Raw genomic sequence first — 17,595 nt, 5'->3', positions numbered from 1 at the left:
ATGAAAGTTATTTTTTTGAAAGATGTAAAAGGTAAAGGGAAAAAAGGCGAAATAAAAGATGTTGCGGATGGGTATGCGCAAAACTTTTTGATTAAAAATGGTTACGCGGCTGAGGCGAATTCACAAAATATGAGTGCCCTACGCGGCCAGAAGAAAAAGGAAGAAAAGATAGCACAAGAAGAGCTAGATGAAGCGAAGGCGCTTAAAGAGAAATTAGAAGGGCTAACGGTTGAACTGAAAGCGAAATCTGGTGAGGGTGGTCGCTTGTTTGGTTCGATTACGTCAAAACAAATTGCTCAAGCTCTGCAAAAAGAAGAAGGTATTAAAATTGATAAGCGTAAACTAGAGCTTCCTGATGCGATTCGTTCACTTGGGTATACGAATGTTCCGGTGAAATTGCATCATGAGGTGATGGCGACGCTCAAGGTGCATGTTGGAGAAGAATAATTTAGCTGGAAAGGGAGCGTAGTGTCAGTGGATACTTTTCAAGATCGTACGCCGCCACAAAATGTGGAGGCAGAAAAAGCTGTTCTCGGTGCCATTTTTCTTGAACCGAATGCCCTGATTACGGCTTCTGAAATATTAATGCCGGAGGATTTTTACCGGCAGTCGCATCAATTGATTTTTGAGACAATGCTCGATTTGAATGATCACGGGAAAGCGGTAGATGTCCTTACGGTATATGAAACGCTTTCTGCAAGTGGTCGGATTGAAGATGCAGGCGGATTGCCTTATTTGACGGAACTGGCGGGTTCTGTTCCGACGGCGGCTAACCTTGAATATTATGCGCATATTATCGAGGACAAGGCGCTTTTACGGCGTTTGATTCGAACGGCAACGCAGATAGCAACGGATGGTTATTCGCGCGAGGATGAGCTGGATTCGCTCATGGATGAAGCGGAAAAAAGTATTTTGGAAGTGTCACAACGGAAAAATGTTGGTGCGTTCCAGAATATTAAAGATGTTCTCGTTAAGACGTATGATGATATCGAGATGCTGCATAATCGTAAAGGCGATATCACAGGGATTCCAACGGGGTTCCATGAGCTCGACAATATGACAGCGGGTTTTCAGCGCAATGACTTGATTATTGTGGCAGCTCGACCATCTGTTGGTAAAACGGCTTTTGCGTTAAACATCGCGCAGAATGTGGCGACGAAAACGGATGAGAATGTGGCGATTTTCAGTCTCGAAATGGGGGCTGAACAGCTTGTGATGCGGATGCTTTGTGCGGAAGGAAATATCAATGCGCAGAATCTGCGGACAGGGTCACTGACGAATGATGATTGGCAGAAGCTTACGATTGCGATGGGCACGCTTTCGAATTCAGGGATCTTTATTGATGATACACCTGGTGTCCGTGTGAATGAAATTCGTTCAAAGTGTCGCCGTTTGAAACAGGAAGCGGGTCTCGGGATGATTGTCATTGACTATTTGCAACTTATTCAAGGTAGTGGTAGAAGTGGCGAAAATAGACAACAAGAGGTTTCTGAGATTTCAAGGTCACTCAAAGCGCTTGCACGGGAACTTGAGGTTCCTGTTATCGCGCTTTCGCAGTTATCACGGAGTGTGGAACAACGGCAAGATAAGCGGCCGATGATGTCGGATATTCGGGAATCGGGTTCGATCGAGCAAGATGCGGATATCGTCGCGTTTTTGTATCGTGAAGATTACTATGACCGTGAAGGGGAAAATGATGGAACGATTGAGATCATCATTGCGAAACAGCGTAACGGTCCGGTTGGAGACGTGAAACTGGCCTTTGTGAAAGAATATAATAAATTTGTTAATCTCGAAGTGCGTTATGATGATGCAATGGCGCCACCGGGAGCTTAACGAAAAACCTATTTGTTTCTGGAGGACGATTTTATCCTCTTTAAACAGATAGGTTTTTTTAGTTCGATTTGCGGGAATGCAAAAGTTGAAGGGGTGAACGCTGATGATGAAAGAATATGGACGAATTTTAACGGCTGTTGATGGGTCGGAAAGCGGGGAAGCGGCTTTTTTCAAGGCAGTTCAAGTTGCGCTTCGCAACCACGCGGAACTTTTGATTGTCAATGTGGTCGATACGCTTTATTTTGCAAATGTTACGGCAGCAGACGGAGGCGCGACGGTTAACCAATTTACGGAAACTTCGAAACAATTACTTGAGGATTACCGAAAGCGAGCTGAGGAAATGGGACTTAGCAAGGTAAACGCAGAAGTGGTTTATGGCTCGCCGAAAGCACGGATCGTAGAGATCGCTGAAGAGGATTTTCACCCGGACTTGATCGTAGTTGGGGCGGTTGGTCAGTCAAGGCTTGCGCGGATGCTTTTAGGAAGTGTCGCTTCGTACGTAACCATCCACGCACCTTGTGATGTTTTAGTGGAACGGGAATCTATTTCAAAAAAATAATAGGAGGAAAAGACAAGAGTTCTCGAGCTTTCTTGTCTTTTTCGTTTATAATGGGAAGAGATATAGGCAAGAAAGGGGCGTATGGCATAGATGGTCAAGGTGTTGATTGCAGATGATGATGAGGCGATTCGAAAACTTGTGGGGCATTATGTGCGCACAGAGGGATTTGAACCAATCCTTGCAAGTGATGGAGAGGAAGCTTTGGAGTTACTTGAGGAACATGCGGCAGAGCTTGTAATCGTGGATTTGATGATGCCAAAACGAGATGGTTACTCACTTGCGAAGCATATCCGCACATTTTATGATATTCCGATTATTATGTTGACTGCTAAAAATCAGTTGCTGGACAAAGAAAAGGGATTTGAAGCGGGAACAGATGACTATTTGACGAAGCCGTTTGAACCAGAGGAATTGATTTTCAGGATTCGTGCGTTGCTGCGCCGGTTTCAGAAGGCGAGTGCAAAAATGATTGAAGTTGGAAATTTAACGATTGATAAAGGAAGTTATACAGTGAAAGCTGGCAGAAAAGAATGGTTACTTCCAGTGAAGGAGTTTGAGCTACTCTATCAGCTTGCGAGTTTCCCGGAACGAATCTTCACACGGGAAGAATTGATTGAACAAATTTGGGGGGAAAGCCTATGATGGGGCTGATCGTACAGTAGATGTACATATTAAGCGGTTGCGCGATCATTTTAAGCAAGAAAGCGGAATTTTAATCACGACTGTGCGCGGTTTGGGTTATAAATTGGAGGAACTTAAATGACAAGGTCGATTTATGGCAAGTTCGTTGCAGTCACGCTTGCAGTAATGTTTATAAGCAGTTTCCTTGGTTTCTTGTTCGCAAATATTTATTATCAGTGGAAGTTGAAACCGATCAATGATGCGAAGGTAACGCAAGTGACTGAGCGGGTGACGGATTTTTATCAAAAAAATGAAGAGCTTAATCTCGCAAGCTACCTAGAACAAGTGGGGGATATGGGTTATCAGTTGCTTTTGACGGACGGGAAGGCAGAAGAGCGCTATTTTGGTGGCGATTTCAGGGTGAAAAAGCTCGATCCATCCATTATTAAGCAAGTGCTGGATGGAAAAACGTATCACGGGATCGATCAATTTGATGGAGGCTTATTTGTGACGGGCTTTTTTGACAATCAGCTAAAAAATTCCATCGGCGTTCCAATTGAGACAAAAGATGGAACGAAAGCGTTGTTTGTGCGTCCCGATCAAGAAGCGCAATTTGGCGAGTTGCGATTTTTCTTTGCATTGATTTTGGTGCTTACGGCGTTCATTAGCATTGTTTTGGTATTTATTAGTACGCGGATGGTTGCAAAGCCGATTCGCAAATTGACGAAGGCGACGGAAAAAATCGCGGCGGGGGATTTTGATGTCAAACTTGATACGAAGCGCAAAGATGAAATTGGGCAACTGGGAGCTTCTTTTACTAAGATGACGGATGAACTCGCGGCAGTTGATGCGGCGCGCCAGGAATTTGTGGCGAACGTTTCTCATGAATTGCAGTCGCCGCTAACTTCGATGCACGGCTTTGCAGAACTTCTTGCGCAGGATAAACTTACGGAAGAAGAACGGAAATCTTACTTGGCGCTTTTATCACAGGAAACGGCGCGGCTTTCGAGGCTAACGAAACAACTGCTTTTACTAGCGTTTTTGGATAAGGAAACGGAAATGGTTGGGCAGGAAACGGTGGATCCAGCTCCAGCGATTCAGAAGGCCATCCGGATGTTTGAGTGGAAAATTCAGGAGAAGGAACTTAGCCTGACGATGGACTTGTCAGATGCTAAGGTGCAAGGGGATGCGGAATTGATCGAACAAGTTTGGCAAAACTTGCTTTCGAATGCGGTGAAGTATACGCCGGAACATGGTTCAATTGAGATTTCAAGCAAAGAGCAAGGGGATTGGGTCGAAATTCGCGTTTGGAATTTCGGAGAGCCAATTCCGGATGAAAAACTTGGAAAAGTCTTTGAACGGTTTTATCGGGGAGATGAATCTCGCTTGCGTAGCGGGGAATCAAGCGGATTAGGCTTATCTATTGTCGAAAAGATCATCCAGCTTTTTAGCGGGTCGATTGCGGTCAGAAGTGAAGCGGGTCTTGGAACGGAATTTATTGTTTGGCTCAAAAAGGCAAATTTGTAATCGGAAGTTCACATTCTGTTCACACTGGTATCTTACAGTAAGAGGGTAAGATAAAGGAGTGAACGGAATGTTTTTAGCATTAAAGGAATTGAAACATGCAAAATTAAAATTTTCGCTAGTCGTTTTGATTATGGTTTTAATCGCTTGGCTCGTATTATTTGTGACGGGGCTTGCAAATGGACTTGCTAGCGATAATGGTTCAGCGATTGAGTCGAGTAAGGCAACGGGGTTTTTAGTTGAGAAAGATTCGGATAATCGTTTGACGCGTTCGAGCCTTTCGGAAGAGAAGGTTCAACGAGCGGAAGAAAAATTTGGGAAGAACGCTACGGCGCTGGGTGTTCAAATGACTACGGTCACAAAGCCGAGTGCAGCGAAAAAAAACAGACGTGACTTTTTTTGGTATTGATCCTAGCCGTTTCTTGGTGCCAGAAAAAGTGTCTGGAAGTTCGCTTGCAGAAAACCAAGGAAATGTTGTGATTGCAGACGAGAAACTCAAAGAAAGTGGCTACAAACTTGGAGATAAAGTGAAAGATCAGATGAGTGGAGCGGTTTTTGAAATTACTGGTTTCGCAAAAAATGCTACGTATAGCCATACGCCTGTTCTTTATACTAATTTTGATAGTTTTAAGAAGCTACAACAAAGCGGGGCAAATTCATATAATGCGGTTGCTTTACAAGACGGGTCCGGTGAAGGGTTTACGCAAAACGGTCTGGTTTATGCAAGTGAAAAGGAAGTGCTTGAAAATATTCCAGGTTACTCTGAGGAGCAAGGCTCGCTTCTTATGATGATTGTATTTCTGTTTGTAATTGCCGCATTCGTATTGGCTGCATTTTTCTACGTGATTACGATTCAAAAAATGAACCAATTAGGTGTGCTTAAGGCTGTCGGAGCAAAAACGAGCTATTTAGCACGAAGTATTGTTTTTCAAGTAGTTTTTCTAGCTTTTGTCAGTCTAGTGATTAGTAATGCGCTCACTTTTCTTATGGCGCTTGCACTTCCTGATAGCATGCCTTTTAATTTAAGTCCGCTTACGGCACTGTTTTGTTCGGGGCTATTCATTTTAATGGCTGTGCTAGGTTCAATATTATCATTAAGCCGCGTTGTTCGGGTCGATGCGCTTGAAGCGATTGGGAGGGCAAACTGATATGCAAACGACAAAATTGAGTTTTAAAGATGTAACGAAATTTTATCACGATGGGGAAACGACGGTTGAAGTGTTGCGAAATGTGAATTTAGAGGTTGGACAAGGTGAATTTGTCGCCATTGTTGGTCCATCTGGGTCAGGCAAAAGTACATTTCTTTCCATCGCAGGAGCGCTGCTTACGCCAAGTTCGGGGCAAGTATTCGTTGATGCGAAGGAAGTCACAAATTTATCCAAGAAGAAATTAACGGAAACAAGGCTTAAAGAAATCGGCTTTATTTTTCAAGGTGCCAATCTGGTCCCCTATTTGACGGTGCTCGATCAGCTACTTGTAATTCCAGTTTTAAACGGCGAACGAAAAGTTGGGAAGAAACGTGCGCTTGGTTTGTTAGAGGAACTCGGGCTTATGCACCGGAAGAATCAGTATCCAGATCGGCTTTCTGGTGGCGAACGGCAACGCGTAGCAATTGCACGTGCGCTGATGAATGATCCGGAGGTGATTTTGGCGGACGAGCCAACGGCGAGTCTTGATTCGGAGCGTGGTCGGAAAGTGGTGGAGATGATCGCACGGGAAGTCAAACGTGAAAATAAGGCGGCTGTTATGGTCACTCATGATGAGCGGGTTCTTGATTTGTGTGATCGCGTAGTTCGGATTGAAGATGGTAGGCTTGCGGAAGCGCACTGAGGGCGATAAATTATAAAATGCGAACATTAAGTTTCTTGCTAAAAAAATCGTTCGTGATATTGATTGACGAATAGCAAGGGAGACGGTACAATGGAGAATGGAAATAAGGAGCTTGTTTAGTCAGGCTTAAATTATTAAAAGAGGTGTTTGCATGTCTTCAGTTGTTGTTGTCGGAACACAATGGGGCGATGAAGGAAAAGGTAAGATTACGGATTTCTTGTCGGAGAATGCGGAAGCGATTGCGCGTTATCAAGGTGGGAACAATGCGGGTCACACGATTAAATTTGATGGTGAAACGTACAAGCTTCACTTGATTCCATCAGGAATTTTCTATAAGGATAAGATTAGTGTAATCGGAAACGGGATGGTCGTTGATCCAAAAGCACTCGTCACGGAATTGAAGTATTTACATGATAAAGGGATCGATACGGGGAATCTACGGATTTCAAACCGTGCACATTTGATTCTGCCTTACCACATTCGGATTGATGAAGCAGATGAAGAACGAAAAGGTGCAAATAAAATCGGTACAACGAAAAAGGGCATTGGCCCGGCTTATATGGATAAAGCGGCTCGTGTTGGGATTCGCGTAGTTGATTTACTAGATAAAGAAACGTTTAAAGAGAAGCTAGAGCAAAATTTGAAAGAGAAAAATCGCTTGTTGGAACGTTTTTATGAACTTGAAGGTTTTTCGCTAGAAGAAATTTTGGATGAGTACTACGAGTATGGTCAAGAATTTAAAGAATATGTTTGCGATACTTCGGTTGTTTTAAATGATGCGCTTGATGAAGGCAAACGGGTCTTATTTGAAGGTGCGCAAGGCGTTATGCTCGATATTGACCAAGGAACTTATCCGTTTGTAACTTCAAGCAACCCGATTGCTGGTGGCGTTACGATCGGAAGCGGCGTAGGCCCGTCGAAAATCAATCATGTTGTTGGAGTTGCAAAAGCCTACACTTCTCGCGTTGGTGACGGCCCATTCCCAACTGAGTTATTCGATGAAACGGGTGAACGGATCCGTGAAGTCGGTCATGAATACGGAACAACAACTGGACGTGCCCGCCGTGTAGGCTGGTTCGACAGTGTTGTCGTTCGCCATGCTCGCCGCGTGAGTGGGCTAACGGATTTGTCACTTACTTTACTCGATGTATTAACTGGAATCGAAACGCTTAAAATTTGTGTAGCATACAAACTTGACGGAAAAACAATTACAGAGTTTCCTGCGAGTTTAAAAGATCTTGCACGTTGTGAGCCAGTTTACGAAGAATTACCTGGCTGGACAGAAGATATTACAGATGTTAAATCGTTAGATGAGCTTCCTGCTAACGCTCGTCATTATATGGAACGAATCGCGCAACTTACTGGCGTGCAAGTTTCGATGTTTTCCGTTGGTCCGGATCGAAACCAGACGCATGTCGTAAAAAGCGTGTGGCGTCTTGCTTGATCTTTAAAAAGATGCGTCCGCAGCTATTTTGCGGGCGCTTTTTTGTTCAAAGAAAATTGGTCTATCTCCACTCTGAATCTATCATTATTTCTCGGGAAATAAATCCCAATAATAGCTAATTAAAAATTTCACAATCTATCAGTATTAAAATGAAGCCGTTTTATTTTTGCAATTAAATTGTAAATTTTGCTTATAAAACCTGAATAAATAGCTATTTTGTCATGTTCATAAGGAATAAAGTCGAAAAAATCGCAAGTGTTTTTATTGCATTAAAAGAATAGAGTATGGTAAAATTCTTTTATTGATAGCGCTTACATTGTGAAAGGGGAAATTTACTACATTCTTGTTATTTTGCAAAATCTCTATTTTAAGCTATGATAAAAGTAGAGAAGAAACTGTTTTGACAAAGCTTTTTTTTTAAATTGGTAAGGCAGCAAAGAGTTTAAGCAAGGCCCAAGAATAATGAGGGGGAAGTACATAATGGAACAGAAACAAGAACTATCTCGTGGTTTGAAAAACCGGCATGTTCAGCTGATTGCGATTGGGGGAGCAATTGGTACAGGATTATTCCTTGGTTCAGGTAAATCCATTCATTTGGCTGGTCCATCTATTTTACTTGCTTATATGATTACGGGAGCAATTTGTTTTCTGATCATGCGAGCATTAGGTGAAATTTTGCTCTCAAATTTAAATTACCATTCGTTTGTAGATTTTGTACAAGATTATTTTGGAAACGCGGCAGCATTTGTAACTGGCTGGACGTATTGGTTCTGTTGGATTTCGATTGCAATGGCCGATCTGACAGCAGTAGGGCTTTATACACAATTTTGGTTCCCAAATGTTGCACAATGGGTACCAGGGCTAATTGCTCTTGTCCTTCTACTTGTAATGAACTTAGCGACTGTAAAATTATTCGGAGAAATGGAATTCTGGTTTGCATTAATTAAAATCATTGCCATTTTGGCACTTATCGTAATTGGCATATTCATGATTATCAAAGGCTTCTCAACAGATGCGGGAGCATCAACGTTCACAAATTTATGGAGCCACGGGGGTTGGTTCCCGAACGGAGCTAATGGGTTTATTTTATCCTTCCAAATGGTTGTATTTGCCTTTGTGGGGATTGAACTAGTTGGCTTGACGGCGGGGGAAACAGAAGATCCGGAACACGTTATCCCAAGAGCGATCAACAACATTCCCGTCCGGATTTTGATTTTCTATATTGGGGCACTACTTATCATTATGAGTATCTATCCGTGGAACTCAATCAATCCTGCAGAAAGTCCGTTCGTACAAGTATTCTCAGCGGTGGGAATTACAGCGGCGGCAGGGATTGTCAATTTTGTTGTTTTAACATCGGCAGCGTCTGCCTGCAATAGCGCAGTGTTTAGTACAAGTCGAATGGTTTATTCACTTGCAAAAGAGAAAAATGCGCCGAAAAGAATGACCAAATTAACATCACACAAAGTACCATCCAATGCGCTATTCTTCTCGTCGATTGTTATTTTAATTGCGGTTATTTTGAACTATATCATGCCAGAAGGGGTATTCACACTTGTGACGAGTGTTTCGACAGTATGCTTTATCTTCATTTGGGGTATCACTGTACTCGCACATTTGAAATATCGGAAGACGCGTCCCGAGCTAGCGAAGAAAAATAAATTCAAGATGCCACTCTATCCATTTTCGAATTATGCGATCTTAGTATTCTTGGCATTTGTCCTTGTTGTCCTAGCGCTAGCAGAAGATACTCGTGTAGCGTTGTTTATTACGCCACTCTGGTTTGTTGGAGTGTTGATCGTTTATTATATTCGTAAATCGCGGATTGTGCACAAAAACGAGCGCGAAGAATTAAGCGAATAAAAAAGGAAAAGCTTGAGCTAATGGGGGCAAGAAACCATTGGTTCGGGCTTTTTTATTAAAAATGCTTGCAAAAAATAAAGAAAGTGGTAGAATTAGTCTGTTGACAAATTTTTCACGGGTTATTAGCTCAGTTGGTAGAGCAGCTGACTCTTAATCAGCGGGTCGGGGGTTCGAACCCTCATAACCCATTGGGTGCCAAACCCTTGAGACTGGAGCTTTTTCGGCGTTTTTAAACGTTTGGAAGAAGAAGCTTGCAGTCTTTTTTTATATTCGAATACCAGAAACATTCACGAAATATCCCATGTTTTAAGAGAAAGACATGTTATGCTTATTGAATAAATGAGTACCATTAAAATGACAAGAGATACGAAGTCTTGAGAAGGGATCTGGGGGTTTTAGAGGTATGTTATTTTGAATAATTTGAAAATCTGTGTAAGGCAATGCCAACAAGGATATAACTTGTTGGTCTTTTTTTTATGTGTAATCGTTAGAAAAATTCACAAAATGTCCACATCTTCTTTTCCTTTCCTATGCTAAACTAAATGGGTAGAAAAAAGGAGACAGGCAGGTGAATGCATTTGGTGAAAGATGTTCATTATCAGGAAGATGATTTTGAAAAAGCAGAAAAAAGCATCGGAAACCTCATTGGAAAAGGAGCTTGGGGAAAAGGGGCTATAGACAGTTTAAAGGACGTCTCGAAAAACTTAGAGGAAGTGGAAAAAGATATTGCGAGATTGGATGCAGATGGTGCGATCTCTTTTTCTCACACAGATAACAAGCACAAACTCCAAGCACTCTATGAAGATTTTGAAGTTTTACACGACTTTGCAGGAGAAGCGGGGAACCTTGTAGAAGACAAGATTGACCAACCTTTTTATGAAGCATTAGACGAATTTGTGGAAGGTATGCGGGACTTAGATGCTTCAAAATTCACAACGAAAAATCGGATTGGTGCGACAACAACTGTCACGAGCTATGCGAATAGTTATACGCAAGAACAGATTGAAGTTCCCAAAAAGGAAGTCAGTTTAGACGATTTGTTTAGTGGGGATAATTATTATGCGGATCAAATGAAAGTCCAGTATGAAGAATGGAAACGGCAAAATAAAGATCAAGATGTGAGTCAAAAAGATTTTCGCTCAGCCATGATCAATTCCCGTGCTTTTGAATACACCTCGATTAAAGATGAGCAACAAAAGAAAGAGTTCTGGGTGAATGTTGTGGCGACGGTTGCCATTGTGGGCGTGAGTATTTTCTGCCCGCCAGCAGGACTTGCGCTAGGTTTGGCTTATGGTGGTTTAGAAATGAGTGCGGCAGTGAGTGGGAAAGATTGGTTAACGGGTCGGGAAATGGATACCTCAGAACGTGTCATGCGTGGAGCCTTTTCGCTGTTGGATATTGTACCGGGTATGAAAGCTTTTTCAGGAGGCACGCAAGCCATTCGGTCAGGCACGAAGCTAGCGAGTTTAAGCGACAATCTTTTGCATGGTGTGAAAAGTATTCCGTCTAAAGCGGATGACTTGATTAAACTAGGGAAAAGCAAAGCCTTAACAAGGATTAATAGTTTAAAAACAACGGTAAAAGAAGCAGTACATACGGGGATTGAAAAGAGTATCAAAGGGCTCGACGAAGTTGGAAAAGTGGCAGACAACTTCAAGAATAACTTGAATTTGAACTCAAGACGCCAACTCGCCGCTGATGGATTTGGGGCGCTTCCGGCTGGTGGGACTTCGAAAGTCACAAATGCCACGGAGAAAATGAAAGATGTCTTGCGGAAGTATGATTTGAATTTGAGTAGCGGAAGACGCGGAGTGGCAAGTGAGAAAGCCAGCGAGGCTAATGTTAATTTAATTGACGATTTTGTTAATGGTAAGGCATCATTTGATGATGCTTTACAAAGTTACTCTCAGAAATATGCTGAAATAGTATCTAAAAATGAAAAATGGTCATGGAATAAATCTATTCCTGGAGGAGAAAATTTATCAATTAAGCAGAAAAAACTGATAAAAGAAATGGCTGTAAATGAGGGCTTAATACCTGATGTAAAAGTGACTCCTGTAGAAAACATGAAATATGGATTTGCGGATTTTAAAGGCGCAGGAGTAGTTGAAGAAACTATTGACTTACCTAAAGATTTGTGGCTTAAATCAGATAAGGAACAGTTCGATTGGTTAAATGAACAAATTGGTGGTAGTCGTCCTGGCAAAACATGGCACCATACTGAAATTCCTGGTAAAATGGAGCTTGTAGATTTTGGCGTACACAACATTACAAGTCATAATGGTGGCAGAACTGTAGGAATGTGGGCAGATAGCGGAAGATAATAAAATAGTTTGGAGATGGTTTTATGAAAATTGAAGAAACATCCATAATTTTACCTTTACCTACTCAAAAAGATATAGAAAAAGAAGAACATTACTGGAAAGTGACGTTGCCAATTGAATATGTGACATTTATTTCCAAATATAATGGAGCAGTACCAATTACAAATGTTTTTACTGTTTCTTCACATGAGTATGTGATTGAAAGATTTTTATGTGTTTTAGAAGATAGTGAGGACAATGAGCTTGGTATGTACGATATAGATGTTGTGCTATCCCAGATTGAAGATAGATTAACTGATAATGAGGATTTAGTCGGAGTTGAATTATTGCCTATTGCAAGCTTGTTTGGAGGGGATTTTCTTTGTTTAAGTTTTAAAGATAGAGAACAGTCTCCTGCTGTTGGGGTATGGAAACACGAAGAATCTTCTGAATTAGAGCCAGTATTTTTGAAAGGATTTTCTAGTTTTAAAGAGTTTTTGGCGAACTTAACTGAGTAGTGGAAATATAAAAAGAAATTTAAGTAGACATGCTATTTTGCTAGATCCTGAGGGTGAACAAGAGAATTTAAAAAAAACGAATTCAACTTTAAAGAAGATTGACCAAGCATGATAGTTAATGGGTTTTCATTTCAAGTTGCATGGGCTACTTATTTTTTGGAGGAGATGGCTCAAAACTGCTTTTTAATAAAGACAAATGACTACATGTCAAATCCTTTTGTACAAAAATTAGAGGGCGAGAGAAAAGAAGATTTATATGCAATATACGCTTATGAACTTTTGAAGAAAAGACCTGAATTCATTCAATTTCTAGCCCTTCCATATGATTATATGGTTATTTTAAAAAATAATAATATAGAAGCAGTTTTAAATAATAAAGATGAAAATATATGGGAAAGCTAGTAAATGAAAATAACTGAAAGAAAATTAAAGATAGTAATATTTACTGCAAATTACAGTGTTGGTTCAGTTAAATTAAAAAGGGCTTGGGGGTTAGACAATGAAAGAAAGGATGAAAGCAAGTGACAAACGAAACTAGTGCCATAGTGGATGGAAATGGTTCTTTTTCGCGTTTTTATATCACGTTAAATGCATTTTTTAACCAAGAAACGGGTGGAAAGCTTTGGAAATTTAGTGTTTTAGAAAAATGGAGCCTTTTGATTGGAGTTTTGACCAGTATGGCCATTTTTCTAATGAGGAATTAGGTGGAATCAGGGTATCATATTCTTTAACCGTATAAATATATTTGTTACCATGATGGTGCAATAAATCATATCAAGGAGGCATCATTATGAACAATATGTTTGATTTAACGGGAAAAGTGGCAGTCGTAACTGGGGCTTCAAGTGGTTTAGGAAGAGACGCGGCACTTTGTTATGCAGATTACGGGGCTGATGTGGCACTTCTTGCGCGTAGAAAAGAAAAGTTAGATGAGGTGGCGCGGGAAATTACGGCAAAAGGAAGAAAAGCTATTCCGATTGTATGCGATGTTACGGATGAACATAGTGTTGAAAAAGCAGTAGCAGAAGTTGTGGAACATTTTTTTAAAAAATCGATATATTATTAAATAATGCTGGGGTCGCGATTATGGGAACGGTCGATCAGCTTTCAGAGGCAGACTGGGATACATCGATGGAAGTTAACGTGAAAGGGATGTATTTAATGTCTAAATTTGTACTTCCACATATGCGAAAACAAAGGTATGGGAAAATCGTGAATTTAGCGTCCATTAATGCCGTTGTGGCAGATAAAGGTTATGAGCTCGCAAGGCATGCTTATAATACCTCAAAAGCGGCTGTGCGCGGTTTGACAATGGGGATGGCTGCTACTTATATGGAAGAGAATATTACAGTCAATTCTATAGGACCTGGGTTATTTGAATCAGAAATGACGATCGATTCGCTATTTAAGCATGAAGATTTCATAAAGCTCTATAATCAATTGACACCGGCCTCAAGACACGGCAGAAAAGGAGAGCTTAACGGCACCATCATTTATTTATCTTCGGATGCTTCAACTTATGTGACGAGTCAACACATTATTGTAGATGGCGGTTTTACAAGCGTTTAAGCAAGAAAGGAAGCTTCGTAAAGAGGCTTCCTTTTTTTTAGTCTAGCTATTCATTTTGGATGGCGACATGTGTTAAAATCTCGCTTGGCTGCCGAAAGACATGTTCGGCTTTTTCAAAGCCTTTTTCGGATTTTGCTCCCCACAGCGCCAAACCAAAATCGACTCCGGCTGAATGGGCGCAAGCCATGTCGTAAGGCGAATCACCGACGTAAAGCACTTCCTGCGGGTTTCTTGCAAGAAGTTCTATTGCTTTAAGTAGCGGATCAGGGTGTGGCTTGTGATTCACTGTGTCGCTTGCACAAACGATCGCTTGAAAATAGTCACCAATTCCAAATAGGTAAAATCCTTTTTTCATCTCATAACTATTTTTGGAAGTGACGACACCACTTTCTGGGATTTGCGCTAGCACAGCCTCGATTCCATCAAAAAGCTGAACTTCGCTAGCCATCTGGACTTCCCGTTCCATCCATTTTGTGAGGATTTCTTCCTCATTTTGAATATTTAAACGCTGAATCGCTTTTTCACCTGGAATGCCAAGCGCGAATCGTAATTCTTCATGTGTATAAAATTGGTCTTCTTCTGCTAAAACCGATTGCAAGGAATGCAAAACCGCTTTTTCGGTATCTAAAATGGTGCCATCCACATCGAAAACAATCGCTTGATACATCTCGATCCTCCTCATTTTGAAAAAAAGTATTGGTGGTGTGTTGTGTAGCGGCTTCTTTTCGGTTGCGGTGTGCTAGTTTTTGGTAGCCCTTGCTTCGTGTGGAGCGCTTCATAGAAGGGAAATAGTTTTTCTTCCGTTCCCGTAATCTCGAAACAGGTTTTTTCGCAGCTAAATGTTAAATAAACTTGGCCATTTTCTGGTATCAGCGCAATGTTCTCTAAGGTTTGCAAAGGATAGGTGTGTCGCTTTCCCATTTTGTAACCATAATTTTGTTCAAATACCAGATAATCTCGGTCTATATAAAATTCCCCGTATTGATACTCCATGCCAATTCCAGAATGGACTTTACAGATTCCTTCAAGTTGCACTGTTTTCACCCTCTTCATATGTTATATCTTAGTTGTAAATGATGAAACGGGTTTCATGTCAAGCGTGATCCTTAAGAAAATTTATAAAGATTTTCGTTTAACGAGTTCATGATGGATTTTTTGTTTCTGCACTTTGTCAGAATGGAAAATCGAAAAGGCAGCCGTTCCAAGCCGTTTCAAATGATGATCCAACGTCGAAATCTCCAAGACCTCACTGACCGGCAAATTTTCTTGCCCTAAAATCGCCAGATCTTCAGGAACTCGCAAACCGTTTTTCCGTGCGTAAGCGAAGATTCCCGCGGCGACTTCATCTCCTGTCGCATAGATCGCATCTGGCTTTACAGGCGCTTTTTCCAAGAAATACTCGGCGGCGGCTTCCCCGTCCGAAACGTCATAACAGTTGTTGAGCATATTGGCGCGATTCGCTTTGGTCGCAAAAACTTCCTCAAACGCGGCAATTTTGTTTTGCGTGCTCGGACTAATGCGATCTGTTCGCCCTGTTGTGAAAGCGACATTTTGATAGCCTTTGTTTTGGATGAAGCGAAAGCCATCTTGGAAGGCTTGGAAACGATTGATATACGCACAGGAAAGCTCAGGCTGCTCGGTTTCTTCGCAAAAAACAAGCTGTTCGACTTCAGCTACTTCGAGTAAGGATTGAAAAGGGTTCGCCCGAGAAGTGATGATGATGCCATCCACTTGTTTGGTTTTCAGCATTTCGAGGTGTTTCAATTCTCGTTTAGGGTCGTAACCCGTTGGTAGGAGCGTGACAGAATATTTTTCACGAAAAGCCGCTTCGAGAATTCCACTTGTGATTTTATCGAACCAAGGATGATCCGTATACGGCAAAATGACGCCAACTGTGTTAGTTTTTCCGCGCGCTAGATTCATCGCACTGCGGTTTGGTATGTAATCCAGTTCATGGATGATAGCTTCGACGCGTTCGCGTTTGTCGGCTGCAACGTAAGGATGTTGATTTAAAACCCGCGATACGGTTGTAACAGAAACCCCAGCACGCTTTGCAATCTCTTTGATATTTGTCACTTTATGATACCTCCCCTAGCAAATAAAGACAGAGCGGTAACGCCGCTCTGTCTTTACGTTAAGCAAGTTCAAGCTTTACAGGTTCAGCTTCGGGCTTTTTTGCCCGTTCGACCCTGATGGAAACTAGCCTCGCTTCTTTTATTTCGAGCGCTGTGAATGTGAAATCTTCATATTCAGCTACAACTTGTTCGCCGTCTTCCGGGATATTCCCGATCAGAGTGAGTACGAAACCTGCAATCGTATCTACACCGCGGGAAGGAAGCTCGACATCAAACATGCGATTAAAGTCATCAAGCGCAAACATACCTTCTAATTCATAGGTGTTTTCATCTATTTTAGTAAACTCATTAGTTAAATCATCATATTCGTCATCAATATCGCCAACGATTTCTTCAAGCATGTCTTCAATGGTAATGAGACCTGCCACACCGCCGTATTCATCCATTAGCACCGTCATTTGATTTCGCGTCCTCTGCATATTTTTCAGAAGATCATCAATGAAGATTGTTTCAGGCGCAAAATAGGCGTCTTTGATGAGTGAATGAATATCTACTTTTTCAAATCCGACTTGTCGTGCTGCAGCGAAATAATCTTTCAAGTGCAGAATACCTACAATCGAATCCGCGTCATTTTTATAAACCGGAATTCGCGAGTAATTCTCATTCAGTAGCAAGTCACAAATTTCATCCGGCGCCATATCAATATCGAGCATGAACGCATCCGTCCGTGGCACCATTGCTTCTCGCGCATATTTATCGTCAAGTTCAAACACACCGCGAAGCATGCTGAGCTCTTCTTGTTCAATTACGCCTTCTTTCCCGCTATTTTCGACAAGCAGCTGCATCTCTTCACGCGTCATCTTATCTTCTTCATCCGTTTTGTCCATCCGCGTCAACTTTACAAGAACATTTGTTGAAAACGAGAGGAACCTGACGAACGGACGAAGTAGAAACCCCACGATACGAATGGGTGTAACTGCAAGCCGCGCAATCATCTCAGATTTCTGTAAAGCGACTCGTTTCGGATAAAGTTCACCAAAAACTAAGGTAATATACGACAAAATAACTGTAACAACGATAATGGCGAGTTCCTTCGCAAAGACTCCTCCACCAAAAACCGGTTCAATCCGCGTTGCGATACTTGTTGCTGCCGAAGCACTCGAGAAGAAACCTGCTAGCGTGATACACACTTGGATGGTCGCTAGGAAGTTACTAGGATCATCAAGCAGCTTTACTAATTTGATTGCTTTTTTATCTCCTTGCTCGGCTTGGTTTTTTACGCGTCCTTTGTTAAGCGAAACAAGCGCCATTTCAGCTGATGCGAAAAAGGCATTCAGTAGCGTAAGAACTAAAATGAGAATTAATTGAAAGATAATCTGCTGACTCTCGGGGTCAGGTGACATAAAATCGACCACTCCTTAAAAGAAAATTTGGATAGCCAGAATTAGATCCA

17 protein-coding genes, 1 tRNA gene and 2 pseudogenes are annotated in these 17,595 nt (G+C 41.6%); 16 read left to right on the top strand and 4 right to left on the bottom strand.

What is annotated here, in order from left to right; all coding sequences use genetic code 11:
- The 16 genes and pseudogenes from rplI (at nt 1) to MAQA_RS16225 (ending at nt 14,067) form a co-directional block, all read left to right on the top strand.
- The gene (gene rplI / locus MAQA_RS10760; RefSeq protein WP_036073864.1) at nt 1-447 is read left to right on the top strand and encodes a 50S ribosomal protein L9; all 447 of its coding nucleotides are present in this window, start codon (nt 1-3) and stop codon (nt 445-447) included.
- Nucleotides 448-474: 27 nt separating this feature from the next.
- Nucleotides 475-1,836, top strand: a complete 1,362-nt coding sequence (dnaB, locus tag MAQA_RS10755; protein ID WP_036073862.1) for a replicative DNA helicase — start codon at nt 475-477, stop codon at nt 1,834-1,836.
- A 103-nt stretch (nt 1,837-1,939) separates the two neighbouring features.
- Complete coding sequence (locus tag MAQA_RS10750; RefSeq protein ID WP_036073860.1) at nt 1,940-2,395, top strand: universal stress protein; 456 nt, start codon at nt 1,940-1,942, stop codon at nt 2,393-2,395.
- A 90-nt stretch (nt 2,396-2,485) separates the two neighbouring features.
- Nucleotides 2,486-3,158 (top strand): annotated as a pseudogene (locus MAQA_RS10745) (response regulator).
- Nucleotides 3,155-4,543 (top strand): sensor histidine kinase, encoded by a 1,389-nt coding sequence (locus MAQA_RS10740; RefSeq protein WP_036073857.1) that lies wholly within the window; start codon nt 3,155-3,157, stop codon nt 4,541-4,543. Before MAQA_RS10745 ends, MAQA_RS10740 begins: the two are co-directional and overlap by 4 nt.
- A 67-nt stretch (nt 4,544-4,610) precedes the next feature.
- Nucleotides 4,611-5,688: pseudogene (locus tag MAQA_RS10735) on the top strand (ABC transporter permease).
- Nucleotide 5,689: 1 nt separating this feature from the next.
- A complete protein-coding gene (locus MAQA_RS10730) occupies nt 5,690-6,370 on the top strand; it encodes an ABC transporter ATP-binding protein (protein WP_036073854.1) in 681 nt (226 codons plus the stop codon).
- 151 nt (nt 6,371-6,521) lie between these two features.
- The gene (locus MAQA_RS10725; RefSeq protein ID WP_036073852.1) at nt 6,522-7,814 is read left to right on the top strand and encodes an adenylosuccinate synthase; all 1,293 of its coding nucleotides are present in this window, start codon (nt 6,522-6,524) and stop codon (nt 7,812-7,814) included.
- Between the two features lie 462 nt (nt 7,815-8,276).
- Entirely contained in the window at nt 8,277-9,677 is a 1,401-nt protein-coding gene (locus MAQA_RS10720; RefSeq protein WP_173400316.1) for an amino acid permease, read from the top strand.
- Nucleotides 9,678-9,793: 116 nt separating this feature from the next.
- A tRNA-Lys gene (locus MAQA_RS10715) sits at nt 9,794-9,865 on the top strand.
- A 384-nt stretch (nt 9,866-10,249) separates the two neighbouring features.
- Nucleotides 10,250-12,001 (top strand): HNH endonuclease signature motif containing protein, encoded by a 1,752-nt coding sequence (locus MAQA_RS15755; RefSeq protein WP_052008574.1) that lies wholly within the window; start codon nt 10,250-10,252, stop codon nt 11,999-12,001.
- 23 nt (nt 12,002-12,024) lie between these two features.
- The gene (locus MAQA_RS10705; RefSeq protein WP_036073848.1) at nt 12,025-12,498 is read left to right on the top strand and encodes an SMI1/KNR4 family protein; all 474 of its coding nucleotides are present in this window, start codon (nt 12,025-12,027) and stop codon (nt 12,496-12,498) included.
- A 108-nt stretch (nt 12,499-12,606) separates the two neighbouring features.
- On the top strand, nt 12,607-12,900 hold the full coding sequence (locus MAQA_RS10700; RefSeq protein WP_036073845.1) for an immunity protein Imm33 domain-containing protein: 294 nt from the start codon (nt 12,607-12,609) through the stop codon (nt 12,898-12,900).
- Nucleotides 12,901-13,019: 119 nt separating this feature from the next.
- Complete coding sequence (locus tag MAQA_RS10695; protein ID WP_036073842.1) at nt 13,020-13,202, top strand: hypothetical protein; 183 nt, start codon at nt 13,020-13,022, stop codon at nt 13,200-13,202.
- 86 nt (nt 13,203-13,288) lie between these two features.
- Complete coding sequence (locus tag MAQA_RS16230) at nt 13,289-13,564, top strand: SDR family NAD(P)-dependent oxidoreductase (protein WP_206537552.1); 276 nt, start codon at nt 13,289-13,291, stop codon at nt 13,562-13,564.
- A gap of 20 nt (nt 13,565-13,584) precedes the next feature.
- Nucleotides 13,585-14,067 (top strand): SDR family NAD(P)-dependent oxidoreductase, encoded by a 483-nt coding sequence (locus MAQA_RS16225; protein ID WP_206537551.1) that lies wholly within the window; start codon nt 13,585-13,587, stop codon nt 14,065-14,067.
- Nucleotides 14,068-14,113: 46 nt separating this feature from the next.
- Here the strand turns inward: MAQA_RS16225 and MAQA_RS10685 are convergent, their stop codons facing one another.
- From MAQA_RS10685 to MAQA_RS10670, 4 genes are all read right to left on the bottom strand, one after another.
- A complete protein-coding gene (locus tag MAQA_RS10685) occupies nt 14,114-14,734 on the bottom strand; it encodes an HAD family hydrolase (RefSeq protein WP_036073840.1) in 621 nt (206 codons plus the stop codon).
- Nucleotides 14,735-14,745: 11 nt separating this feature from the next.
- Entirely contained in the window at nt 14,746-15,102 is a 357-nt protein-coding gene (locus MAQA_RS10680) for a hypothetical protein (RefSeq protein WP_036073839.1), read from the bottom strand.
- A gap of 81 nt (nt 15,103-15,183) precedes the next feature.
- On the bottom strand, nt 15,184-16,143 hold the full coding sequence (locus MAQA_RS10675) for a LacI family DNA-binding transcriptional regulator (protein WP_036073838.1): 960 nt from the start codon (nt 16,141-16,143) through the stop codon (nt 15,184-15,186).
- A 58-nt stretch (nt 16,144-16,201) separates the two neighbouring features.
- The gene (locus MAQA_RS10670) at nt 16,202-17,545 is read right to left on the bottom strand and encodes a hemolysin family protein (protein WP_036073837.1); all 1,344 of its coding nucleotides are present in this window, start codon (nt 17,543-17,545) and stop codon (nt 16,202-16,204) included.
- Between the last annotated feature and the right edge of the window lie 50 nt (nt 17,546-17,595).

The organism is Listeria aquatica FSL S10-1188 (assembly GCF_000525795.1).
Taxonomy (GTDB): Bacteria; Bacillota; Bacilli; order Lactobacillales; family Listeriaceae; genus Listeria; species Listeria aquatica.
This window is presented reverse-complemented; position numbering and strand designations above follow the sequence as displayed.